Annotated in this window: 17 protein-coding genes; 6 read left to right on the top strand and 11 right to left on the bottom strand. The window is 61.3% G+C overall.

Annotated elements, in window-relative coordinates; translation table 11 throughout:
* Nucleotides 1–503 precede the first annotated feature (503 nt).
* On the top strand, nt 504–653 hold the full coding sequence (locus tag AC1DE4_RS11500; protein ID WP_167354932.1) for a hypothetical protein: 150 nt from the start codon (nt 504–506) through the stop codon (nt 651–653).
* A 15-nt stretch (nt 654–668) separates the two neighbouring features.
* On the opposite strand, the gene AC1DE4_RS11495 is transcribed toward AC1DE4_RS11500, so the two are convergent.
* Genes AC1DE4_RS11495 through AC1DE4_RS11485 form a run of 3 tightly spaced genes read right to left on the bottom strand, consistent with a single transcriptional unit; the run spans nt 669 to nt 4,107 of the window.
* Complete coding sequence (locus AC1DE4_RS11495; protein WP_100248240.1) at nt 669–1,544, bottom strand: patatin-like phospholipase family protein; 876 nt, start codon at nt 1,542–1,544, stop codon at nt 669–671.
* 42 nt (nt 1,545–1,586) lie between these two features.
* A complete protein-coding gene (gene rsmD, locus AC1DE4_RS11490; protein ID WP_018116136.1) occupies nt 1,587–2,147 on the bottom strand; it encodes a 16S rRNA (guanine(966)-N(2))-methyltransferase RsmD in 561 nt (186 codons plus the stop codon).
* On the bottom strand, nt 2,128–4,107 hold the full coding sequence (locus AC1DE4_RS11485) for a pseudouridine synthase (protein ID WP_025659443.1): 1,980 nt from the start codon (nt 4,105–4,107) through the stop codon (nt 2,128–2,130). The genes rsmD and AC1DE4_RS11485 overlap by 20 nt, the downstream gene beginning before the upstream one ends.
* Nucleotides 4,108–4,197: 90 nt before the next feature.
* Here AC1DE4_RS11485 and AC1DE4_RS11480 point away from each other — a divergent pair, with 90 nt between their 5' ends.
* On the top strand, nt 4,198–4,635 hold the full coding sequence (locus AC1DE4_RS11480; protein ID WP_025659444.1) for a nucleoside deaminase: 438 nt from the start codon (nt 4,198–4,200) through the stop codon (nt 4,633–4,635).
* Nucleotides 4,636–4,751: 116 nt separating this feature from the next.
* Here the strand turns inward: AC1DE4_RS11480 and AC1DE4_RS11475 are convergent, their stop codons facing one another.
* The 7 genes from AC1DE4_RS11475 to chrA all read right to left on the bottom strand — a co-directional run bounded on the left by AC1DE4_RS11475 (nt 4,752) and on the right by chrA (nt 13,866).
* Complete coding sequence (locus tag AC1DE4_RS11475; RefSeq protein ID WP_018856922.1) at nt 4,752–5,378, bottom strand: hypothetical protein; 627 nt, start codon at nt 5,376–5,378, stop codon at nt 4,752–4,754.
* Nucleotides 5,379–5,511: 133 nt separating this feature from the next.
* Complete coding sequence (gene ileS, locus AC1DE4_RS11470; protein WP_025659446.1) at nt 5,512–8,418, bottom strand: isoleucine--tRNA ligase; 2,907 nt, start codon at nt 8,416–8,418, stop codon at nt 5,512–5,514.
* Nucleotides 8,419–8,699: 281 nt separating this feature from the next.
* The gene (gene mctP / locus AC1DE4_RS11465; RefSeq protein WP_025659447.1) at nt 8,700–10,175 is read right to left on the bottom strand and encodes a monocarboxylate uptake permease MctP; all 1,476 of its coding nucleotides are present in this window, start codon (nt 10,173–10,175) and stop codon (nt 8,700–8,702) included.
* Nucleotides 10,165–10,362 (bottom strand): DUF3311 domain-containing protein, encoded by a 198-nt coding sequence (locus tag AC1DE4_RS11460; RefSeq protein WP_018856919.1) that lies wholly within the window; start codon nt 10,360–10,362, stop codon nt 10,165–10,167. The genes mctP and AC1DE4_RS11460 overlap by 11 nt, the downstream gene beginning before the upstream one ends.
* A gap of 133 nt (nt 10,363–10,495) precedes the next feature.
* Nucleotides 10,496–11,479, bottom strand: a complete 984-nt coding sequence (locus AC1DE4_RS11455) for a bifunctional riboflavin kinase/FAD synthetase (protein WP_025659448.1) — start codon at nt 11,477–11,479, stop codon at nt 10,496–10,498.
* A gap of 27 nt (nt 11,480–11,506) precedes the next feature.
* Nucleotides 11,507–12,355: a TIGR01459 family HAD-type hydrolase gene (locus tag AC1DE4_RS11450; RefSeq protein WP_025659449.1), complete on the bottom strand. Its 849-nt coding sequence runs from the start codon at nt 12,353–12,355 to the stop codon at nt 11,507–11,509.
* A gap of 101 nt (nt 12,356–12,456) precedes the next feature.
* Nucleotides 12,457–13,866, bottom strand: a complete 1,410-nt coding sequence (gene chrA / locus AC1DE4_RS11445; RefSeq protein ID WP_025659450.1) for a chromate efflux transporter — start codon at nt 13,864–13,866, stop codon at nt 12,457–12,459.
* A gap of 345 nt (nt 13,867–14,211) precedes the next feature.
* On the opposite strand from chrA, the gene groES reads away from it, so the two are divergent.
* From groES to AC1DE4_RS11430, 3 genes are all read left to right on the top strand, one after another.
* A complete protein-coding gene (gene groES, locus AC1DE4_RS11440; protein ID WP_004675403.1) occupies nt 14,212–14,508 on the top strand; it encodes a co-chaperone GroES in 297 nt (98 codons plus the stop codon).
* A gap of 74 nt (nt 14,509–14,582) precedes the next feature.
* On the top strand, nt 14,583–16,223 hold the full coding sequence (gene groL / locus AC1DE4_RS11435; protein ID WP_018116667.1) for a chaperonin GroEL: 1,641 nt from the start codon (nt 14,583–14,585) through the stop codon (nt 16,221–16,223).
* A gap of 701 nt (nt 16,224–16,924) precedes the next feature.
* Nucleotides 16,925–17,371 carry a hypothetical protein gene (locus AC1DE4_RS11430; protein WP_025659451.1) on the top strand — a complete coding sequence of 149 codons (447 nt, stop codon included), beginning with the start codon at nt 16,925–16,927 and terminating at the stop codon, nt 17,369–17,371.
* 62 nt (nt 17,372–17,433) lie between these two features.
* Here AC1DE4_RS11430 and AC1DE4_RS11425 read toward each other — a convergent pair whose 3' ends face one another.
* On the bottom strand, nt 17,434–18,144 hold the full coding sequence (locus tag AC1DE4_RS11425; RefSeq protein WP_018856915.1) for a glutathione binding-like protein: 711 nt from the start codon (nt 18,142–18,144) through the stop codon (nt 17,434–17,436).
* Nucleotides 18,145–18,357: 213 nt separating this feature from the next.
* Here AC1DE4_RS11425 and AC1DE4_RS11420 point away from each other — a divergent pair, with 213 nt between their 5' ends.
* Entirely contained in the window at nt 18,358–18,801 is a 444-nt protein-coding gene (locus tag AC1DE4_RS11420) for a DoxX family protein (RefSeq protein ID WP_025659452.1), read from the top strand.
* The last annotated feature ends 39 nt before the right edge of the window (nt 18,802–18,840 follow it).

The raw sequence follows: 18,840 nt of genomic DNA, 5'->3' as shown, positions 1-18,840 counted from the left end.
TTCGTCTCACCGGTCGCGCTTCCCCAGGAAGCGAGCGCTCAGATCATCATCGGCTCCGGCAGCAGCCTGAACCACGGGCGACCGATAACCTGCCCTCAGGGTGCGAGGCTGCTTCGTACCCGGGGATTTCGCGACGTCATTCGGGATAATTGCCGCGGGAGGTACTTTACCTATCGCGCAATCCGCAATGGGAACCGCTACGAGATAGGGGTCCGTCAAAGGGATGGGCGCATCGTCGACGTGCGCCGCACTAGCCGACGGTGGTAACCTTTTCCTGCCGGGCACCCACGAATGCTGGCTGCGACAAAGCCCGCCACGGCGAACCGGGCGGGCTGTGTTGATGTCCGAGCCATGGCCCGGACGAGTGAGGATGCATCCGGAGATCAATCCGGGCAGCGCATCGAACCTACGCTCTTAGCTACCCGTTGCCATCGCCATTGATTTGCGGGAGTATCCGCTCCGGCCCCTGAGGCCCGCGCAGTCTTCGATGATAGGACAATGCCATGCCTCTACGCTGTCTTCTGGCCGTCGCGGCCATCGCGATCCTTGCCCTTTCCGGGTGTGCAACCACCGGCTCGGGCGCAGGGAATACCACCTACGCAACTCCCGCGGGGATTGGCCCGGTTCGTGGGGCCGGCATTAACGGCTACTAAGCCTGGGCGAAGCTTCTAGGAGGCGATCCGCGCCTCGATCTCCCGATCGAGTGCGTATTTCAGTTCGTCCTTGACGCCGACCGACTTGGACAGGACTTGGCGCGCCTTGAGGAAATCCATCACGCCGATGCGCCCGACTGCGGGGCGAAGGAAGATGTGCGGCGCCTGCAGCCGCAGCTTCAGGGAAATCGCGGTCTGCATCATCAGCTGGCCGGAGCCGAAGATACTTTCCATCCGGTTTGGAATGTGGGCGCCATCTCCTTCCGGCGCGCCTACGACGTCGATGCCGATGACGATGTCGGCGCGATCCATCAGGCATTCGTAAGGCACGGGATTGCTGATGCCGCCATCGATCATCACCCGACCGTGCAGCCGCACCGGCATGAAGACGGCGGGAATCGCGGAGGAAGCCGCCAGCGCCGGGAGCAGCGCTCCCCCGCTCGTCAGCACCTCGCACTGGCCGTAGTAATCGGTCGCCGTCACTGTCATCGGGATTGAGAGGTCCTCGAAACGATCCGGCAGATCGGCGGGCAGGAAGGCTTTCAGGATACGCTCGAGATTGAACTGGCCGATGCGCACGCCGTTGGCAACGGCATCGCGCACCGTCTGCGGTCGCAGGCCCCACAGGCGGCTGACAACGGCAGCCTTGTTGCCTACCGTCATCATCACATGTTCGCGGATGGCTTCGCCGGTCATTCCGGCCGCCATCCCCGCGCCCATGATCGAGCCGATCGAGGATCCGGCAATCGCCACGGGGCGAATGCCGAGCTCATCCAGCGTTTCGATGATGTGGATGTGGGAGAGGCCGCGCGCGCCGCCTCCGCCGAAGGCAACAGCAACAGTGGGCATAGCTCGTGATGTGCTGCGTGGGGCAGGCAACTCGGTTTCCATCGTCCCTGCCTGCTGCACCGCTGCCCCCGATTTCCTCAGCCCTTATTCGGGCTGATAGCGGAAGAAATGAACCTTGGTATCGCCGAACGTTCGGTTTTCCAAAAACAGATAGGAAGGATCGACCGAAACGGCAACGTCTGCGCGTTCCTCAAGAACCGCAATCGCGCCAGGTTGCAGCCAACCGCCCTTGGCGGCGGCGGCCATCGCCTTTTCGCCGAGACCCTTGCCATAGGGCGGGTCGGCAAACAGCATCTGGAACGGCTCGAGATTGCCGACGCTGCCGAGATCGGTCGCGTCGCGCCTCAGGATGCGCGTCCTGCCATGCAGGCCGAGCGCATCGATGTTTTCCCAAAGCAGGCCCCTGCCCTCGACACTGTTTTCGACGAATAGCGCATGGCGGCAGCCGCGGGAGACGGCTTCGAGGCCGACGGCGCCGGTGCCGGCAAAGAGATCCAGTATCCGGGTGCCGTCGACGCATTCCGGATAGGCATGGCTCAGAATATTGAACAGGCTCTCACGCGTCCGGTCGGCTGTCGGCCGGATGTCGTTTGACTTCGGTACGGCAAGCGGCCGTCCGCGAAATTCACCGCCGACGATCCGCACCGCGCGTCATTCCCTTTCCTTTCGGTCCACCCCGCGACGGCCCGCCCGAAGGCTTGCCACCGCCGCCCGGCCTGTCGCCCTTCGGCTTGCCGGAGAAATTCTTGCCGCCGCCGGGTTTGCCGCCGAAGCTCTTGCCGCGCGGCTTGTCACCAAAGGACTTGCCGGCCGGACGCTCCGAACGGGCCTCGCCCGAGAAGTTCTTGGCGCGAGGACGCTCGTCGCCCTCGGCGCGGGGGCGCCGATCGCCGCGTGGCTTGTCGCCAAACGGGCGGTCGCCACGGGGACGATCCCCAAATGAACGCGGACGCTCGTCGCCCTCTTCGCGCGGCTTGCGATCCCCGCGAGGGCGGTCACCGAAGGGACGGTCACCACGTGGAGGACGGTCCCCGAACGGTCGGTCGCCGCGAGGACGGTCTCCGAACGAGCGCGGACGCTCGTCACCCTCTTCGCGCGGCTTGCGATCCCCGCGAGGGCGGTCACCGAAGGGACGGTCGCCACGCGAAGGGCGATCGCCGTGCGGTCTGTCGCTGCGGGCGGGACGGTCGCCAAACGAACGTTCGCCGCGCGCCGGGCGGTCACCAAAGGACCGCTCACCGCGAGCCGGACGATCCCCGAAAGAGCGCTTCCGGCCGAAGCCCTCGTCGCCTTCATCCTTCGGCTTGCGAACGATCTCGCTGGAACGGATCCACTCGCCCTCGTCATCGCGGGCGCGGTTGATCTGAACGCGCGGCCGGTCGTCGCCGTGGCTCGAGCGCTCGGGCTTTGCGGAACCCGGAGCCTCGCCGCGTTTGCGCGCGGTCTTCGCATTCTTCTCGGCCTTGGCGGCCGCCTTTTCGCCGAGCGGTCGGGCGCCCGGCGCCATCCAGACATTGGCATTGCGGCGGCTGCCGAGCGCGGGGCGCTTCGGGCGATCATCGTCCATGCGGCCACCATCGCGACGGTCATCACGGCGGTCGTCCCGCTTGGTGTCGAGGCGGCTCAGCGCACGCTCGCGCTTGTCCTCAGGCTTGCGCGGGCGTTCGCGGCGCTCCGGCTTCGCTTCCGGCTCTTCCTCGGCAACAACAGCAGGCGTGTTGTAGATCGGCGCGTCGAAATTGGCCTTCGCGTCCTCGATCAGGCGAGGGCCGAGCTGGTCGCGCAAGGTGCGGCCACGCACTTCGACGACGTCGCGCTCCGGCAGGTCACCGAGCTGGAAGGGGCCGTAAGAAATGCGGATCAGACGGTTGACGTCGAGACCGAGCGCGCCGAGCACGTTCTTGATTTCGCGGTTTTTGCCTTCGCGCAGGCCCATGGTGAGCCAGACGTTCGAGCCCTGCGTGCGATCGAGGGTCGCTTCGATTGCGCCGTAGAGGACACCATCGACGGCAATGCCGTCCTTGAGCTTGTCCAGCGCGTCCTGGTCGATCTCGCCGTGGGCGCGCACGCGGTAGCGGCGTAGCCAGCCCGTCGTCGGCAGTTCCAGCGCGCGGGCGAGACCACCATCGTTGGTCAGAAGCAGCAGACCCTCGGTGTTGATGTCGAGGCGGCCAATCGACATGACGCGCGGCAGGTCTTCCGGCAGGTTATCGAAAACCGTCGGCCGTCCCTCCGGGTCCATGTTGGTGGTCACGAGGCCAGCGGGCTTGTGATAAAGCCAGAGTCGTGTGCGCTCGATCCCGCGGATCGGAACGCCGTCCACCTCGATCTTGTCGGCCAAGGTGACGTTGACGACGGGCGTGTCGAGGAGCTTGCCGTTCAGCTTGACGCGGCCGTCCATGATCATGCGCTCGATATCGCGGCGTGATGCGACGCCGGCGCGCGCCATCACTTTCGAGATGCGCTCGGCCTTGGCATCGCCCTCGGCGACGTCGTCCGCCTCGGTCTCGACGAGCGCCTTTGCCGGCTTGGCACCGGATTTTGGGCCGGCATTGCGCGGGGATGGCTTGCCGCCTGGCCGTTTTGGCTTGTCTTTGAATGTCATTTGTTGTTTGCCTGCCTTTTCGGGCCTTCCTATCAGGTCGCGCCCCTGCGGTTAAGTGGAAATTGTCGGATCGTGAAGACAAATCAATTTATGGAGCTGGCGCTGGACCAGGCCCGCGCCGCCCGAGAGCGCGGCGAGGTGCCGATCGGAGCGGTTCTGGTGATTGACGGGGCCGTGGTCGCCGCGTCAGGCAACCGTACGCGCGAGCTTAACGACGTGACCGCCCATGCCGAAGTCGCCGTCATTCGAATGGCTTGCGAAGAGCTTGGTCAGGAACGGCTGACCGGCGCCGACCTCTACGTCACGCTGGAACCCTGTACGATGTGCGCGGCGGCCATATCCTTCGCGCGCATTCGCAGGCTCTATTATGGCGCGGAAGACCCTAAGGGTGGCGCCGTCGACAACGGCGTGCGCTTCTACCAGCAACCTACCTGCCATCACGCCCCGGACGTGTATTCCGGCTTGCAGGAAACGACATCCGCCGAAATCCTTCGGACATTCTTCGCGCAGAAGCGGGATATGCCGTAACAGGAGCACGAAGATCGGGCCGCCCGCAGGATCTTCCTAGCCTGCCAGTATCTGGACGCCTTGCTGATTGACAGGTGGGCAAAAGCAAAGCGGGGCTGACTGCCCCGCTTGAAACCTTACTGGAGGAAATTCCACCACTGCTTGCCGGTACCGGCGATCGCAGCTTCCTTTTTCTTCTTCTTCGCCTTCTTCAGCTCCGGTTCGCCGAGATCGTCCAGCTTTGCCGGATCGTCGACCGCGCGATATTCGGTTGGCGGATCCGAGATGTAGCGGCGATCTGTATAGGTACCCTTCTGGGCGGCGCGAGCCTCGCGATAAGCCTTGGTCTGGGCCTCAGTCGTTTGCCGACCACCTTCAACCTTGTCGCTTGCGAGCGGCGAGCGATAGTTCGGGTTGTCGCTGTTTTCGTCAGCTTCCTTGACCAGACGGGCGCGCGTTTCTTCCGGGGATTCGATCCACTGCGGATTGTCCTTGCTGGCGATGGTCTGCTGCGGCTCGGCGAGGGTTTGCTTGGCTGCTGCGGACGGCAGAACGAGGCCCGGACGAGCGCTGTACTTGACGCCCTTGTTCTTCGGACCGTCGCCGGTGAGAGAAACGGACTGACCAATGTCGTCGGTCAGCTGTTCCATGGCGGTCTTGTCTGTTCCGTAGCGCGGGCTCCCCACGCAGCCGGAAATCAGCGAGCCGCCTGCCACGGCGACGGTCAGGCAGACGCCCAAACGGAACCAACGCGTTGATAACATGAAAACCCTTCCAGCCATGCCGGTGCAATCTTCGCCCTACCGGACAATCGTCCCCCTGACGCAAAAATCCGGCCATTTTCAGGCAGCTTTTACCGGATGAACCACCGTTAGGCAATTCACCCGGCAATATTCTTCAGTTTTGCACCGATAGTTCGCGCAATGCAGCCGCATCACGGGCCGAGACGTCCGGATAGGCGGGGTCGGAGCCGACATCCGTGGTGATCCGCCAGGAGCGAGCGCACTTGGTGCCTTCGGCCAGTTTCGGCTCGACGCTGACACCTGAAACCTCGAGTAGACGGAAGGCATCTGCCGGTCCTTCGGCGCTGTCTACGACGATGCCCGAAGTGATGCAGATTTCCTCGAAGTCCTGACCCTCAAGTGCCTTCAGGAGCTCCGCATCGGCGACGTGGACAACCGGGGCAGCCTCCAGCGAAGAGCCGATGCGCTTGTCCTTGCGCTCGATTTCCAACGCGCCGGTAACGACCGTACGAACGGCGCGGATCTTCTTCCACTTCTCGGCGAGTGCCTCGTTCTTCCATTCGGCCGGAATGGTCGGGAACAGCTCGAGGTGAACCGATACAGCCGAAGAATTGCGCGACAGCCAGGCCTCTTCCGTCGTAAACGGCAGCATCGGCGCCAGCCAGGTCACCATGCATTCGAAGATGGTGCGAATGACATGCAGGGCTGATCGACGGCGCAGGCTCGACGGCGCATCACAGTAGAGCGCATCCTTGCGGACGTCGAAGTAGAAGGCCGACAGCTCGACGTTGGCGAAGTCGATGAGCGCGCGGGCAATCTTCTTGAACTCGAAGGCGTCGTAGCTTTCGCGGACGAGCTGATCGAGTTCCGCCAGACGATGCAGCATCAGCTGCTCGAGTTCCGGCAGATCGGCAAGCGCAATAACCTCGCCCTTGTCGTGTGCCAGCGTGCCGAGCATCCAGCGGATCGTGTTGCGCAGCTTGCGATAGGCGTCGATATTCGTCTGAATGATCGCCTTGCCGAGGCGCTGGTCTTCCCAATAGTCCGTCGTCATGACCCAAAGACGCAGGATGTCTGCGCCGGCATCCTTCATCACCTCCTGCGGGGTGACGGTGTTGCCCTTGGACTTCGACATCTTTTCGCCCTTCTCATCCATGGTGAAGCCATGGGTGACGACGGCATTGTAAGGCGCACGGCCGCGCGTCGCGCAGCTTTCCAGCAGTGACGAGTGGAACCAGCCACGGTGCTGGTCCGATCCCTCGAGATAGACATCGGCCGGCCATTTCAGGTCGGGACGATCTTCCAGCGTGAAGGTGTGGGTCGAGCCCGAGTCAAACCAGACGTCGAGGATGTCCATCACCTGCGTCCAGGGCTGATTCGCCTTCTCGCCCAGGAAGCGCTCGCGAGCACCATTGGCGAACCAGGCATCGGCGCCCTCGTTCTCGAAGGCTTTCAGGATGCGGGCGTTGACGGCATCATCCTGCAGGATGCCGCCGTCATCATCGACGAACAGGCAGATCGGCACGCCCCAGGCGCGCTGACGCGACAGGACCCAATCGGGCCGCTGTTCGATCATGGCGCGCAGGCGGTTCTGGCCGGCTCCCGGCACAAAGCGGGTTGCGTCGATCGCGTTCAATGCGCGCGAACGCAGCGTCGAGCCGTCGCCGAGTTCCTTGTCCATGTAGACAAACCACTGCGGCGTGTTGCGAAAGATGACCGGCTTCTTCGAACGCCAGGAATGCGGATAGGAGTGCTTGAGGCGGCCGCGCGCAAACAGCGCATGGCGACCGATCAGCCCCTTGATGACACGCTCGTTGGCATCGCCCTTCTTGCCCTTGTCGTCGATGACGCGAGCAGCACCGCCCTCGGCGTCCGGACCGAAGCCGGGCGCGTCGGCCGTGAAGAAGCCGGCATCGTCGACCGGGAACGGGATCGCGGACGAAATGCCGCGCGCTTCGAGTGCCCGGGCGTTGTCCATCCAGGCGTCAAAGTCTTCGCGACCATGGCTCGGCGCGGTGTGGACGAAGCCGGTGCCCGTCTCGTCGGTGACATGGTCGCCGTCGAGGAGCGGCACTTCAAAGTGATAGCCACCGCCAAGGCCATGCAGAGGGTGTGCGCAGGTGATCGCGGCAAATTCCGCCGCCGCGACATCGCGGACGAACTTGAGGGTCACCTTCGCCTTCGCGGCCGACTCTTCTGCGAGACGCTTGGCGAAGATCAGCCGTTCACCGGGCTGCGGTCCGAAGTCGTTCTCGGCCGTTTCGACCTCGTAGAGGCCGTAGCTATACCGCGAGGAATAGGCGATCGCGCGGTTGCCCGGGATCGTCCATGGCGTCGTCGTCCAGATCACCACGAAGGCGTCCTTGAGTTCGTTGGGGCCGTCAGCCACCGGGAACTTCACCCAGATCATGTCGCTTTCGACATCGGCGTATTCGACTTCGGCTTCCGCGAGCGCCGTGCGCTCGACGACCGACCACATGATCGGCTTGGAGCCGCGATAGAGCTGGCCGGACTTCGCGATCTTCAGCAGTTCGCCGGCGATGCGCGATTCAGCGTGGAAGTTCATCGTGGTGTAGGGGTTGTCGAAGTCTCCCTCGATGCCTAGGCGCTTGAATTCTTCCGACTGCACCTTGATCCAGCTGGCGGCAAAGTCACGACATTCCTGGCGGAATTCGTTGACCGGAACCTCGTCCTTGTTCTTGCCCTTCTCGCGGTACTTTTCCTCGATCTTCCATTCGATCGGGAGGCCATGGCAGTCCCAGCCGGGAACGTAGTTGGCGTCGAAACCGCGCATCTGGAACGAGCGGTTGATGACGTCCTTGAGGATCTTGTTCAGCGCGTGGCCGATGTGGATGTTGCCGTTGGCATAGGGAGGGCCATCGTGGAGCACGAACTTTTCGCGGCCGGCGGCGGAAGCGCGCAACTTCTTGTAGAGGCCCATCTGCTGCCAGCGGGCAACGGTTTCCGGCTCCTTCTGCGGCAGACCGGCGCGCATCGGGAAGTCTGTTTCCGGCAGATAGAGGGTCTTCGAATAGTCAACTTTTTCGGCTGTATCGGTCATGTCTAGCAATCGTCTCTAGGCGCCACGGGAGCGGGCGCAACGGGCTTGAAAATTGGTGACGGAGGCGCTCGTCGTCCAAGCGCCGAAAACCCGGACCTTCCGGCCGCTTAGCGCGCGCGGAAGGCCGGGCCGATAATTCGTATCGTGATCGCCAGCCGGAACTTGTTCATCGCGCCGGTTCATAGGCGCTTTTGCAGGGAAAAGGAAGAGGGATTCCATGAGGTCATCGCATGGAAAAGCCGCGAACTTGCCCGCCCGCGGCTTCTGTTTTCGGGGGACGATCAGGCGCGCGCCGTCACTTTTGCCGGGATCAGCACGTTGACGATGACGGCGACGATGACGTTCAACGCCAATGCCAGCAGGCCGATATAGACGGTGAACGAGGTCTCTCCGATCGTGACAGGCTGCAGCGGTTTCAGGCCGTTGATCCAAACGAAGAGCGTGCCACCGACGAAGCCGACGAACCAGCCCGCGATCAGACCGGGCGCGCGGAACCAATTGGTGTAGAGGCCGAAGACCAGCGCCGGAAACGTCTGGAGGATCCAGACGCCGCCGAGAAGCTGAAGGTCGAGCGCGAATTGGGTCGGCAGGAAAAGGATGACAAGAAGCGCGCCGACCTTGACGACGAGCGACGTCACCTTCGCGACCTTTGCCTCGCCGGCATCCGTCACCTGAGGATTGACATAGGCCTTCCAGAAATTGCGGGTGAAGAGGTTGGACGCGCCGATGCTCATCACCGCCGCCGGTACCAGCGCGCCGATCGCAATCGCCGCGAAGGCGAAGCCCGCGAACCAACTCGGGAACAGCGTCTGGAAGAGCGCCGGCACGACATCGTTGGCGTTGTCCAGCTTCAAGCCTGCGGCATGTCCCATGTAGCCGAGCAGTGCCAGAAGGCCGAGCAGCAGTGTATAGGCCGGCAGCAACGCAGCATTCTTGCGGATGGTGTTGCCGCTGTTGGAGGCGAAGATGCCAGTCAGCGTATGCGGATACATGAAGGCCGCAAGCGCCGAGCCGAGGGCCAGCGTCGCATAGGCGACATACTGGTTGGGCTGAAGAAGCAGGCTGCCGGAGCCCTTTGCCTGGAACGCGGCATCAGCGGCAGCAAAGACATTGGCATAGCCGCCAAGCTTCGAGGGAATGAGCGCCACGGCGGCGATCACCACGATGTAGATCATGATGTCCTTGACGAAGGCGATCAATGCCGGCGCCCGCAGGCCGGCCGAATAGGTGTAGAGCGCCAGCACAATGAAGGCGATCGCCAGCGGTACCTCGCCATGCAGCCCCAGCGCCTTCAGCGCGGCGGTCATGCCGACGAGCTGCAGCGCGATGTATGGCATCGTGGCGATGACACCGGTTACAGCGACGGCAAGCTCCAGCCCGCGCGAACCAAATTGGCCGTGAACCACGTCACCGGCGGTCACGTAGCCGAAGTCTTTCGCCCGCTGCCAAAGGAGCGGCATGACCATGAAGACGAAGGGATAGACAATAATGGTGTAGGGCAGCGCGAAGAAACCGTAGGCGCCAACCGTATAGACCAGCGCCGGAACAGCGATGACCGTGTAGGCAGTGTAGAAGTCGCCGCCGACCAGAAACCAGGTGATCCAGATGCCGAAGCTGCGGCCACCAAGGCCCCACTCGTCGATATGGGCAAGCGTCTTCGGCCTTCGCCAGTGGGTGGCGACAAACCCCATCACCGTGACGAGCACGAAGAAGAAAACGAAGACGGCAAGCGCGGTGGTGTTGAGTTCAGTCGTCATTGCGCATGCTCCGGTAGGCGATCCAGGTCAGGAAAGCTGTAACCGGCACCCAGGCGAGCTGATACCAGTAGAAGAATGGGAAACCGAAGAGAACCGGGTCGTGAAAGTTGTAGAAGGGAACCCAAAGGAGCCCGATATAGGGAATGATGAGCAGCCAGCAGGCTGCTGTTCCAAACCTTTTATCCATTTGATGATTGCCTTTCGGTGCTTGGGGGCGCAGCGAATCCGCGTCTAATCAAACAGATGACATAGACCCCTGCCCCCACACGGCAACGGCCGTCGTCCCGAAAGGGCCGCAATTTTCGAAAGCGTCTGAACCTTCAGGCGAAGCAGATCTTGCGGTCGAGCTCGCCGAGCGGCTGTACGCCTGTCAGCAGCGCACTCGCCTCCTCCTTGTCGCGGTTCATCTGCTCCACGAGGGGGTCGAGGCCATCGAACTTCAGTTCCGGGCGCAGATAGCCGAGGAAGGACACGGAGCAGAGCTGCCCGTAGAGGTCGCCGCTGAAATCGAAGAGATACGTCTCGAGCAGTGGCGCGCCATTGTCGGTGACCGTCGGTCGGCGACCGTAGCTGGCGACACCATCATAGAGCGTGCCATCGGCAAGGCGGAAGCGCACGGCATAGATGCCCGCCTGAATGTCTGCTTCGGCGGGCAACCGCATATTCGCGGTCGGAAAGCCGAGCTGACGGCCAAGCTTCTCGCCGCCGATGACTTCCGCTTCCACCGTATAGTGATAGCCGAGCATCGCCGCCGCCTCGCTGACATTGCCATCCCTCAGCAATTCGCGAACGTGGCTCGAGGAGACGACGTCGGTATTCTCGTCACGAAACGCGTCGATCAGCGTCACGCCAAAGCCGTATTTCTGGCCGGCATCCATCAGGAAGGCCGGGCCGCCTTCCCGGCTGCGGCCGAAATGAAAGTTGAAGCCGGTCACGACCTCGGATGCGCTGAGCCAATCCTTGAGGATCGAATGGATGAAATCGTCCGCCGAGCGCTGTGAGAACTCCCGGTCGAAGGGATATTCGATGACGGCATTGAAGCCGATCGCTTCGAGGATGCGCGCCTTGAGCGGCGCCGGCGTCAAGCGAAAGACCGGCTGCTCCGGGCGGAAGACAGTGCGGGGATGTGGCTCAAACGTCAGGACCAGTGCCGGAATGCCCCGCTGCCTCGATATCTCCAAGGCCCGGTTGAGCACGGACTGATGGCCCCGATGCACACCGTCGAAGTTGCCGATGGCAATCACGCCGCCATGCAGATGGGCCGGCAGGGGTTCGCGGGTTTCGTTGCGGTGAAAAACGGTCATCGGCTGGCTTTTCTCTTGCGAGGCTCGTTATGCGAGGCGGGGCATCCACCACATCGGCGTCGCTCTTTCGCGCTCCAGATAGGCGGTGAGGATCGCCTCGTCGGTCACTCCATTCAGCGTATATTCCGTCGCGTGGATGCCGCCGCTGATATAGAGGAGATCAAGCCCGTAATCGAGAGCGCCGCGAACATCGGTCGGCATACCGTCTCCGATCGCAAGCACACGGTTCAGCGGAAAGTCCCCGTGGGCTTCGCGGGCGGCAGATAGCACGGCCTCGTAGATCGGCTTGTGCGGCTTGCCGGCAATGCGCGTTTGGCCACCGAGCTGATTGTAATACGCCGCCATCGCGCCGGCGCAGGGGATGATCTTGTGGCCTCGCTCGACAACCAGATCGGGATTGGCACAGATCATCGGCACGCCACGCGCCTGAAATGCCTTCAGCAACTTGGTGTAGTCTTCCGGGGTCTCGGTTTCGTCGTCGAAGAAGCCCGTGCAGACGACCGAGTCCGCATCCTTGGCCTCGACGCGCTCGACACCAAGGCCCTCGATGATCGCCTCGTCGCGATCCGGTCCAAGCAGAAATACCTTCTTCGGACCCTCGGCGATCAGGCCCCGCGTGACGTCGCCCGATGTGACGATGCGGTCATAGGCGCCATCCTGGATGCCGATCTGGCGAAGCTGCGTCACGACCTGCGGAGCGATGCGCGGCGAATTGGTGATGAGAACGACGGTTAGCCCCTCGCCGCGCGCTGCTTCCAGCGCCGCAGCCGCCTTGGGAAAGGGATCGACTCCATTGTGCAAGACGCCCCAGACATCGCAGAACACCGCGTCGTAGTGGCTGGTGATTTCTGCAAAGTTCTCGATCCGCTTGGCCATTCCGATTTCCCGCTGTCGTTAAGTCAAGGTGACATCGCAAAGGCATGCCGGGATGGCAAGGCATTTTGCAGTGAGCAACGGCAAAAAACTGTGCCCGTCGATTAGAGAAGGGCCTCGCCCGTTTTGATTAGCAGGCCTGCGGCAGTCGACACAGCAAGTATCGTCAGGAGGCCCTTCTCGAATCGGAAGAGCATCACGCACGCCATTACAAAGATCCCAAGCGCCGCGATATCGAGGGTCCGCCACTCCGGCCATGCGACGCTGACGATTGGCAGACCGGTTTTCCCGGACAGGAGTGCGGCACGGCCAACTTCGGCGAAGAGCACGTGCAGACCGAACCAAAGGGCAAGGTTGAGGATGACGCCGACTACCGCCGCGGTGATCGCCGAAAGGGCCGACGAGAGGTTTTCGTTGCTGCGCAGCTTCTCGATGTAGGGAGCCCCGGCGAAGATCCAGATGAAGCTCGGCACGAAGGTCGCCCAGGCGGCGAGGAAGGCGCCAAGGAAGCCCCCGGCAAGCGGCGCCATGGCGAGCGGGTTGCGATAGCCGGCGAGAAATCCGACAAAACAGAGAACAAGAACAAGTGGCCCGGGCGTCGTCTCGGCAAGTGCCAGTCCATCGAGTATCTCGGCCGGCTGAAGCCAGGCGTAATGGCCGACGGCGACCTGGCCGACATAGGAGAGGACGGCGTACGCGCCTCCGAAGGTGATGACGGCCATCTTGGAGAAGAAGATGAAGACCGCGCCGAAAACATTGGTTTCGCCGCTCAGGGTTTCGGCGATCAGGTCCGTCGGTACATCGAGGCCGCGAATGAAAAAGAGTGGCGACTGCCAGACAAGGATCCAGAACACGAGCACCACAAGAGGCCTTGCGATCACATGCGTAACCTCGGGAAAATGCGTGCGCGAAGAGGCTTGCGGCAAGACCGGCGCTGCCAATCGACGCTTGGAATACTTCATCCATAACAAGCCTGCTGCTCCGGCCAGGATGATAACCAGAGGAAACGGCAAGTTCAGGAAGAAGAGAGCCAGGAACGACGCTCCGGCCACATAATAATGAAAGCGCTCCCTCAGCGCTCGGCGCCCCACCCGGAGCAAGGCCTCGATGACGATTGCCAAAACGGCAGCCTTTACTCCGAAGAAAAGCGCGGGAAGCCACGCGGCCTCCTGAAAGACGGCGTAGAGGCTCGACAGCATCAGGATGACGAGGAAGCCCGGCAATACAAACAACAAGCCGGCAATGAGGCCGCCGCGCACGCCGTGCATCAGCCAGCCGATATAGGTGGCCAGTTGCTGAGCCTCCGGGCCAGGCAGCAGCATGCAGAAATTCAATCCGTGTAGGAAGCGCTCCTCGGAAATCCAGCGCTTCTCATCGACAATCGTCGTGTGCATCAGGGCGATCTGACCGGCCGGCCCGCCGAAGCCCAAGCAGCCGATGCGCGCCCATACACGCGCCGCCTCCCCAAGTGTCGGTACCGCTATGATTTCGTCCGCCGCGATCGTTTTGTTCACGGTTGCCGCCCCTGCCCCAAGCTGCTCGATACCATCGGCGTGTATGCGCGGCAATCCTGACGCCACTCGCCCCGCGGGTGCCGCAAACGTTCCGGGGCTACAAAAGCTCTCCAGCTTCAGGACGTTCGGAAATCTCGGAGAGAACGCAGCCTGTCGCACTTCCGACAAGGATTTGCTGTTATGGCTGTTTGTGAGGACGGCGAAGAAAAATTGCGGCCGTTCTTGACTCCCCGTTGGGCCACTCCTAAATGCTGCCTCGCTAGCACTCACCAAGCACGAGTGCTAACACCCATCCGTGCGGGCCGCTCTCGGCCTGCTAGTGTCATTTGATCGAGGGATTAGACAATGGCAAGCACCAATTTCCGCCCCCTTCACGATCGCGTCGTTGTCCGTCGCGTTGAGTCCGAAGAAAAGACCAAGGGCGGCATCATCATTCCGGACACCGCCAAGGAAAAGCCGCAGGAAGGCGAAATCGTCGCCGTCGGTTCCGGCGCTCGTGACGAGTCCGGCAAGGTCGTCGCTCTCGACGTCAAGGCTGGCGATCGCGTTCTGTTCGGCAAGTGGTCCGGCACTGAAGTCAAGATCAACGGCGAAGACCTTCTGATCATGAAGGAAGCCGACATCATGGGCATCATCGGCTAATCAGCCGTTTTTCCCCTTTCCGATTTTAGCTACGGGCCCAAAGCCCGGACAACTCGAATTCAGGAGTTTCAATCATGGCAGCTAAAGAAATCAAGTTCGGCCGCACCGCGCGCGAAAAGATGCTGCGTGGCGTCGACATTCTCGCTGACGCAGTGAAGGTAACGCTCGGCCCGAAGGGTCGTAACGTCATCATCGACAAGTCCTTCGGCGCTCCGCGCATCACCAAGGACGGCGTTTCGGTCGCCAAGGAAATCGAACTGGAAGACAAGTTCGAAAACATGGGCGCCCAGATGGTCCGCGAAGTTGCTTCGAAGACCAACGACATCGCCGGCGACGGCACGACGACCGCAACGGTTCTCGCTCAGGCGATCGTTCGCGAAGGCGCCAAGGCTGTTGCAGCCGGCATGAACCCGATGGACCTGAAGCGCGGCATTGACCTCGCTGTTGCTGAAGTCGTGAAGGATCTCCAGGCCAAGGCCAAGAAGATCAACACCTCGGAAGAAGTTGCCCAGGTCGGCACGATCTCCGCAAACGGCGAAAAGCAGATCGGTCTCGACATTGCTGAAGCAATGCAGAAGGTCGGCAACGAAGGCGTTATCACCGTCGAAGAAGCCAAGACCGCTGAAACCGAACTCGAAGTCGTCGAAGGCATGCAGTTCGACCGCGGTTACCTCAGCCCGTACTTCGTCACCAACCCGGAAAAGATGATCGCTGATCTCGAAGACGCCTTCATCCTCCTGCACGAGAAGAAGCTCTCGAACCTCCAGGCCATGCTCCCGGTTCTCGAAGCTGTCGTTCAGACCGGCAAGCCGCTCCTCATCATCGCTGAAGACGTCGAAGGCGAAGCTCTTGCTACGCTCGTCGTCAACAAGCTGCGTGGCGGCCTGAAGATTGCTGCTGTCAAGGCTCCTGGCTTCGGCGATCGCCGCAAGGCCATGCTCGAAGACATCGCGATCCTCACGGGCGGCACTGTCATCTCCGAAGACCTCGGCATCAAGCTCGAGTCGGTTACCCTCGACATGCTCGGCCGCGCCAAGAAGGTTTCGATCTCCAAGGAAAACACGACGATCGTCGACGGTTCGGGCGCCAAGTCCGACATCGAAGGCCGCGTTGCCCAGATCAAGGCCCAGATCGAAGAAACCACCTCCGACTACGACCGCGAAAAGCTGCAGGAGCGTCTTGCTAAGCTCGCTGGTGGCGTTGCAGTCATCCGCGTCGGCGGTTCGACGGAAGTCGAAGTGAAGGAAAAGAAGGACCGCATCGACGACGCGCTCAACGCGACGCGCGCTGCTGTTCAGGAAGGTATCGTACCGGGCGGCGGCGTTGCCCTGCTGCGTTCCTCCGCCAAGATCTCCGTCAAGGGCGAGAACGACGACCAGGAAGCTGGCATCAACATCGTTCGCCGCGCTCTGCAGGCTCCGGCCCGTCAGATCGCCGAGAACGCTGGTGACGAAGCATCGATCGTTGTTGGCAAGATCCTCGAGAAGGGTCAGGACAACTTCGGTTACAACGCCCAGACCGGCGAATACGGCGACATGATCGCCATGGGTATCGTCGACCCGGTCAAGGTTGTTCGCACGGCTCTGCAAGACGCAGCTTCGGTTGCTTCGCTGCTGATCACCACCGAAGCCATGATCGCCGAGCTGCCGAAGAAGGACGCTCCGGCTGGCATGCCGGGCGGCATGGGCGGCATGGGCGGCATGGACATGATGTGATAGGCGAAAGCCTATCGCTGAAGCGTCCATAAAGCTTCACCGATCTATCTCCTGGTTTTCCCGGAATAGGAAGGGCGGTCTTCGGACCGCCCTTTTTCGTTCCGGCGCATGATTCGCCAGGTGAGCTTTTTCAATCGTCAGGTGAAACGTTTAACCGGATATCTGAATGCGCCTCGCATTCGGCGAAGCTTTCGCAGAGCTTGTGCGCCTGCATTATTTCTTCCAAAAGCTGTGTTATCCGTTCGCTGCAATTTTATGCACATTTCAGAGCTCACGAGAGCATTGAAACCGGTTGCACTTCGGCAGCCGCGCATTTTTTTGCTCTTTTTCGCGTCCCCCATACTTTCACGGTTGTTTTTCCACTCACAGTAGCGATCGGCATTATGCAAAAAGCGGATTGCCGTTTGCATGAAAGTGCCTATAAATCCCCGCGCATTCGGCGCGTGTCATCAGCCGATGGGTCACGATGCGCATCGATCCTGACCACGAGAATGCGACGTAGGATTCGGGACAACCCCTTCCCGAAAAATATATTAGAAGTTGAGTAACGCCCCCGTGAAATTGGAAGCGGTTCCGTGAGAAGAACCGGCAATCCAGACCCCATTTCCCGGTCGCCCGAGCATGATGCGCGGTGCAACATGAACCTGCTCATTTTTGCCGGACGTGCGGCGGGGGAAGCCGCACCTAAGCTGGGGAAAAATTTGTTCAAAATCGCGAGAACCAACGCCGCGGCACCGCTTATGCCGGGCTCACTGGATATCAGCAATCATGATCCTGAAATGCTGGCGCAGTTTTCCATTTCGGAAACCTGGGTCGGAGACCTGTCCAGCGGCGTGATCCGCCTCAAGGAATGGAGCGCCCTGCTGCACGGACTCCCGGCGCGGGTATGCGGCCTCCTGAGCCTCATACGCTGCTACGATCCGAAGGATCGCGATCACATCCTGGAACTCTTCGAGCAGGCTGCGACGCTCTCCTCATCCTTCTGTTTCTCGACCACCATCATGATGTCGAATGGCTTCCGTCAGCCGTTGTTCTGCATGGGCGAGTCGAACGGCCACGACGATGCTAATCACGGCAGCATGCTCGGTGTTTTCATCTTCCCTCGTTTCAAGACGAATACCGGCGGCGAGTTTGCCAGGCGCCAATAGACGCTCCCGCACATGAAAAAAGCCGGCCTTTTGGACCGGCTTTTTGCATATTTGCCTCAGATTTACGCAGGCCGTGCCGGGATATTCAACCCCTTTTCCGAGGCCGGCCGGGCGATGCAGCGCTCTAGCCAGTCCATCACGGCCGGGAAGCTCTTATAATCCAACACCTCACGCCCGCCGTAGAAGATGTCGGCACCGCGGAGCCACGGGAAGGTGGCGATATCGGCGATCGTGTAGAGATCGCCCATGATCCACTGGCGACCCTGGAGGCGTGCTTCCAGTACGCTCAGAAGCCGCTTTGATTCGTCGCGGTAGCGCTCCATCGGATACGAGTTGTTGGCAACCTTATCGGCCGCGAATTTGTAGAAGTGCCCGAACTGTCCGAACATCGGTCCGATACCGGCCATCTGGAAGAAGACCCACTGGATCGTCTCGTAGCGCCCGGCTGTATCTGATGGAATGAGTTTGCCTGTCTTCTCTGCCAAATAGAGCAGGATGGCACCGGATTCGAAAATGCCGATCGGCTTTCCATCGGGGCCATTGGGATCGATGATTGCCGGGATGCGGCCATTGGGATTGAGCGATACGAATTCCGGCGACTTCTGGTCGTTCGTGCTGAACGAGATCAGATGCGGTTCATAGGACAAGCCAAGCTCTTCAAGCGCAATCGATATCTTCACGCCGTTCGGGGTTGGCAACGAGTAAAGCTGGATGATATCCGGGTTCGCTGCTGGCCAGCGCGTCGTGATCGGAAATGCGGAAAGATCTGCCATCGGGGTCTCCATCTTGGGCGGCCGACCATAAAAGAGGCGCACCATCGATGGCAAGCCGACTTCGCCAAGATCGGTCGTTCAATAATAGAGAACGAAGTGTCCCTTTCCGTCCATCTTTCCACAACAGCAAAAAAAGGCGACAAAGTGGCATCCGAGGTTGCAACCGTGCCGGGGCACAACAACCTCAAACGCCATTCAACGGAGACAACGTTCATGTCGAATACCAACAATATTGTCATTCTTGTCGCTCGCGTCCTCTTGTCGTTCATGTTCATCCTTGCCGGCTTCGGCAAGCTGACCGATCCGGCTGGAACCGCTGGCATGATCGCCGGTGCTGGCCTTCCGGCGTCGACTGCCCTGACCTATCTCGCAGGCGCCTTTGAATTTGTAACTGGCCTCGCGGTTCTCGTCGGCTACCAGACGAAGATCGTCGGCTGGCTGCTCGCCGCCTTTTGTATCTTCACCGCTGTCGTCTTCCACCTGCCGACGGTCAACGTTCCGGATTTCCCGGCTGCCGCTCTCGGCTGGATCAACGCCCTGAACCAGATCATGGTCATGAAGAACTTCACGCTGGCCGGCGCTTACATCTTCCTCGCCATTGTCGGCCCGGGCCTCTACTCGCTCGACGCACGCCGCGGCGCCTACGCAGTCGCCTAAGCGATCAAGCATCCTCCCAAGCAGGAAAAACCCGCCGTC

It is taken from the genome of Rhizobium sp. 10N414, from assembly GCF_056394785.1.
This window is presented reverse-complemented; position numbering and strand designations above follow the sequence as displayed.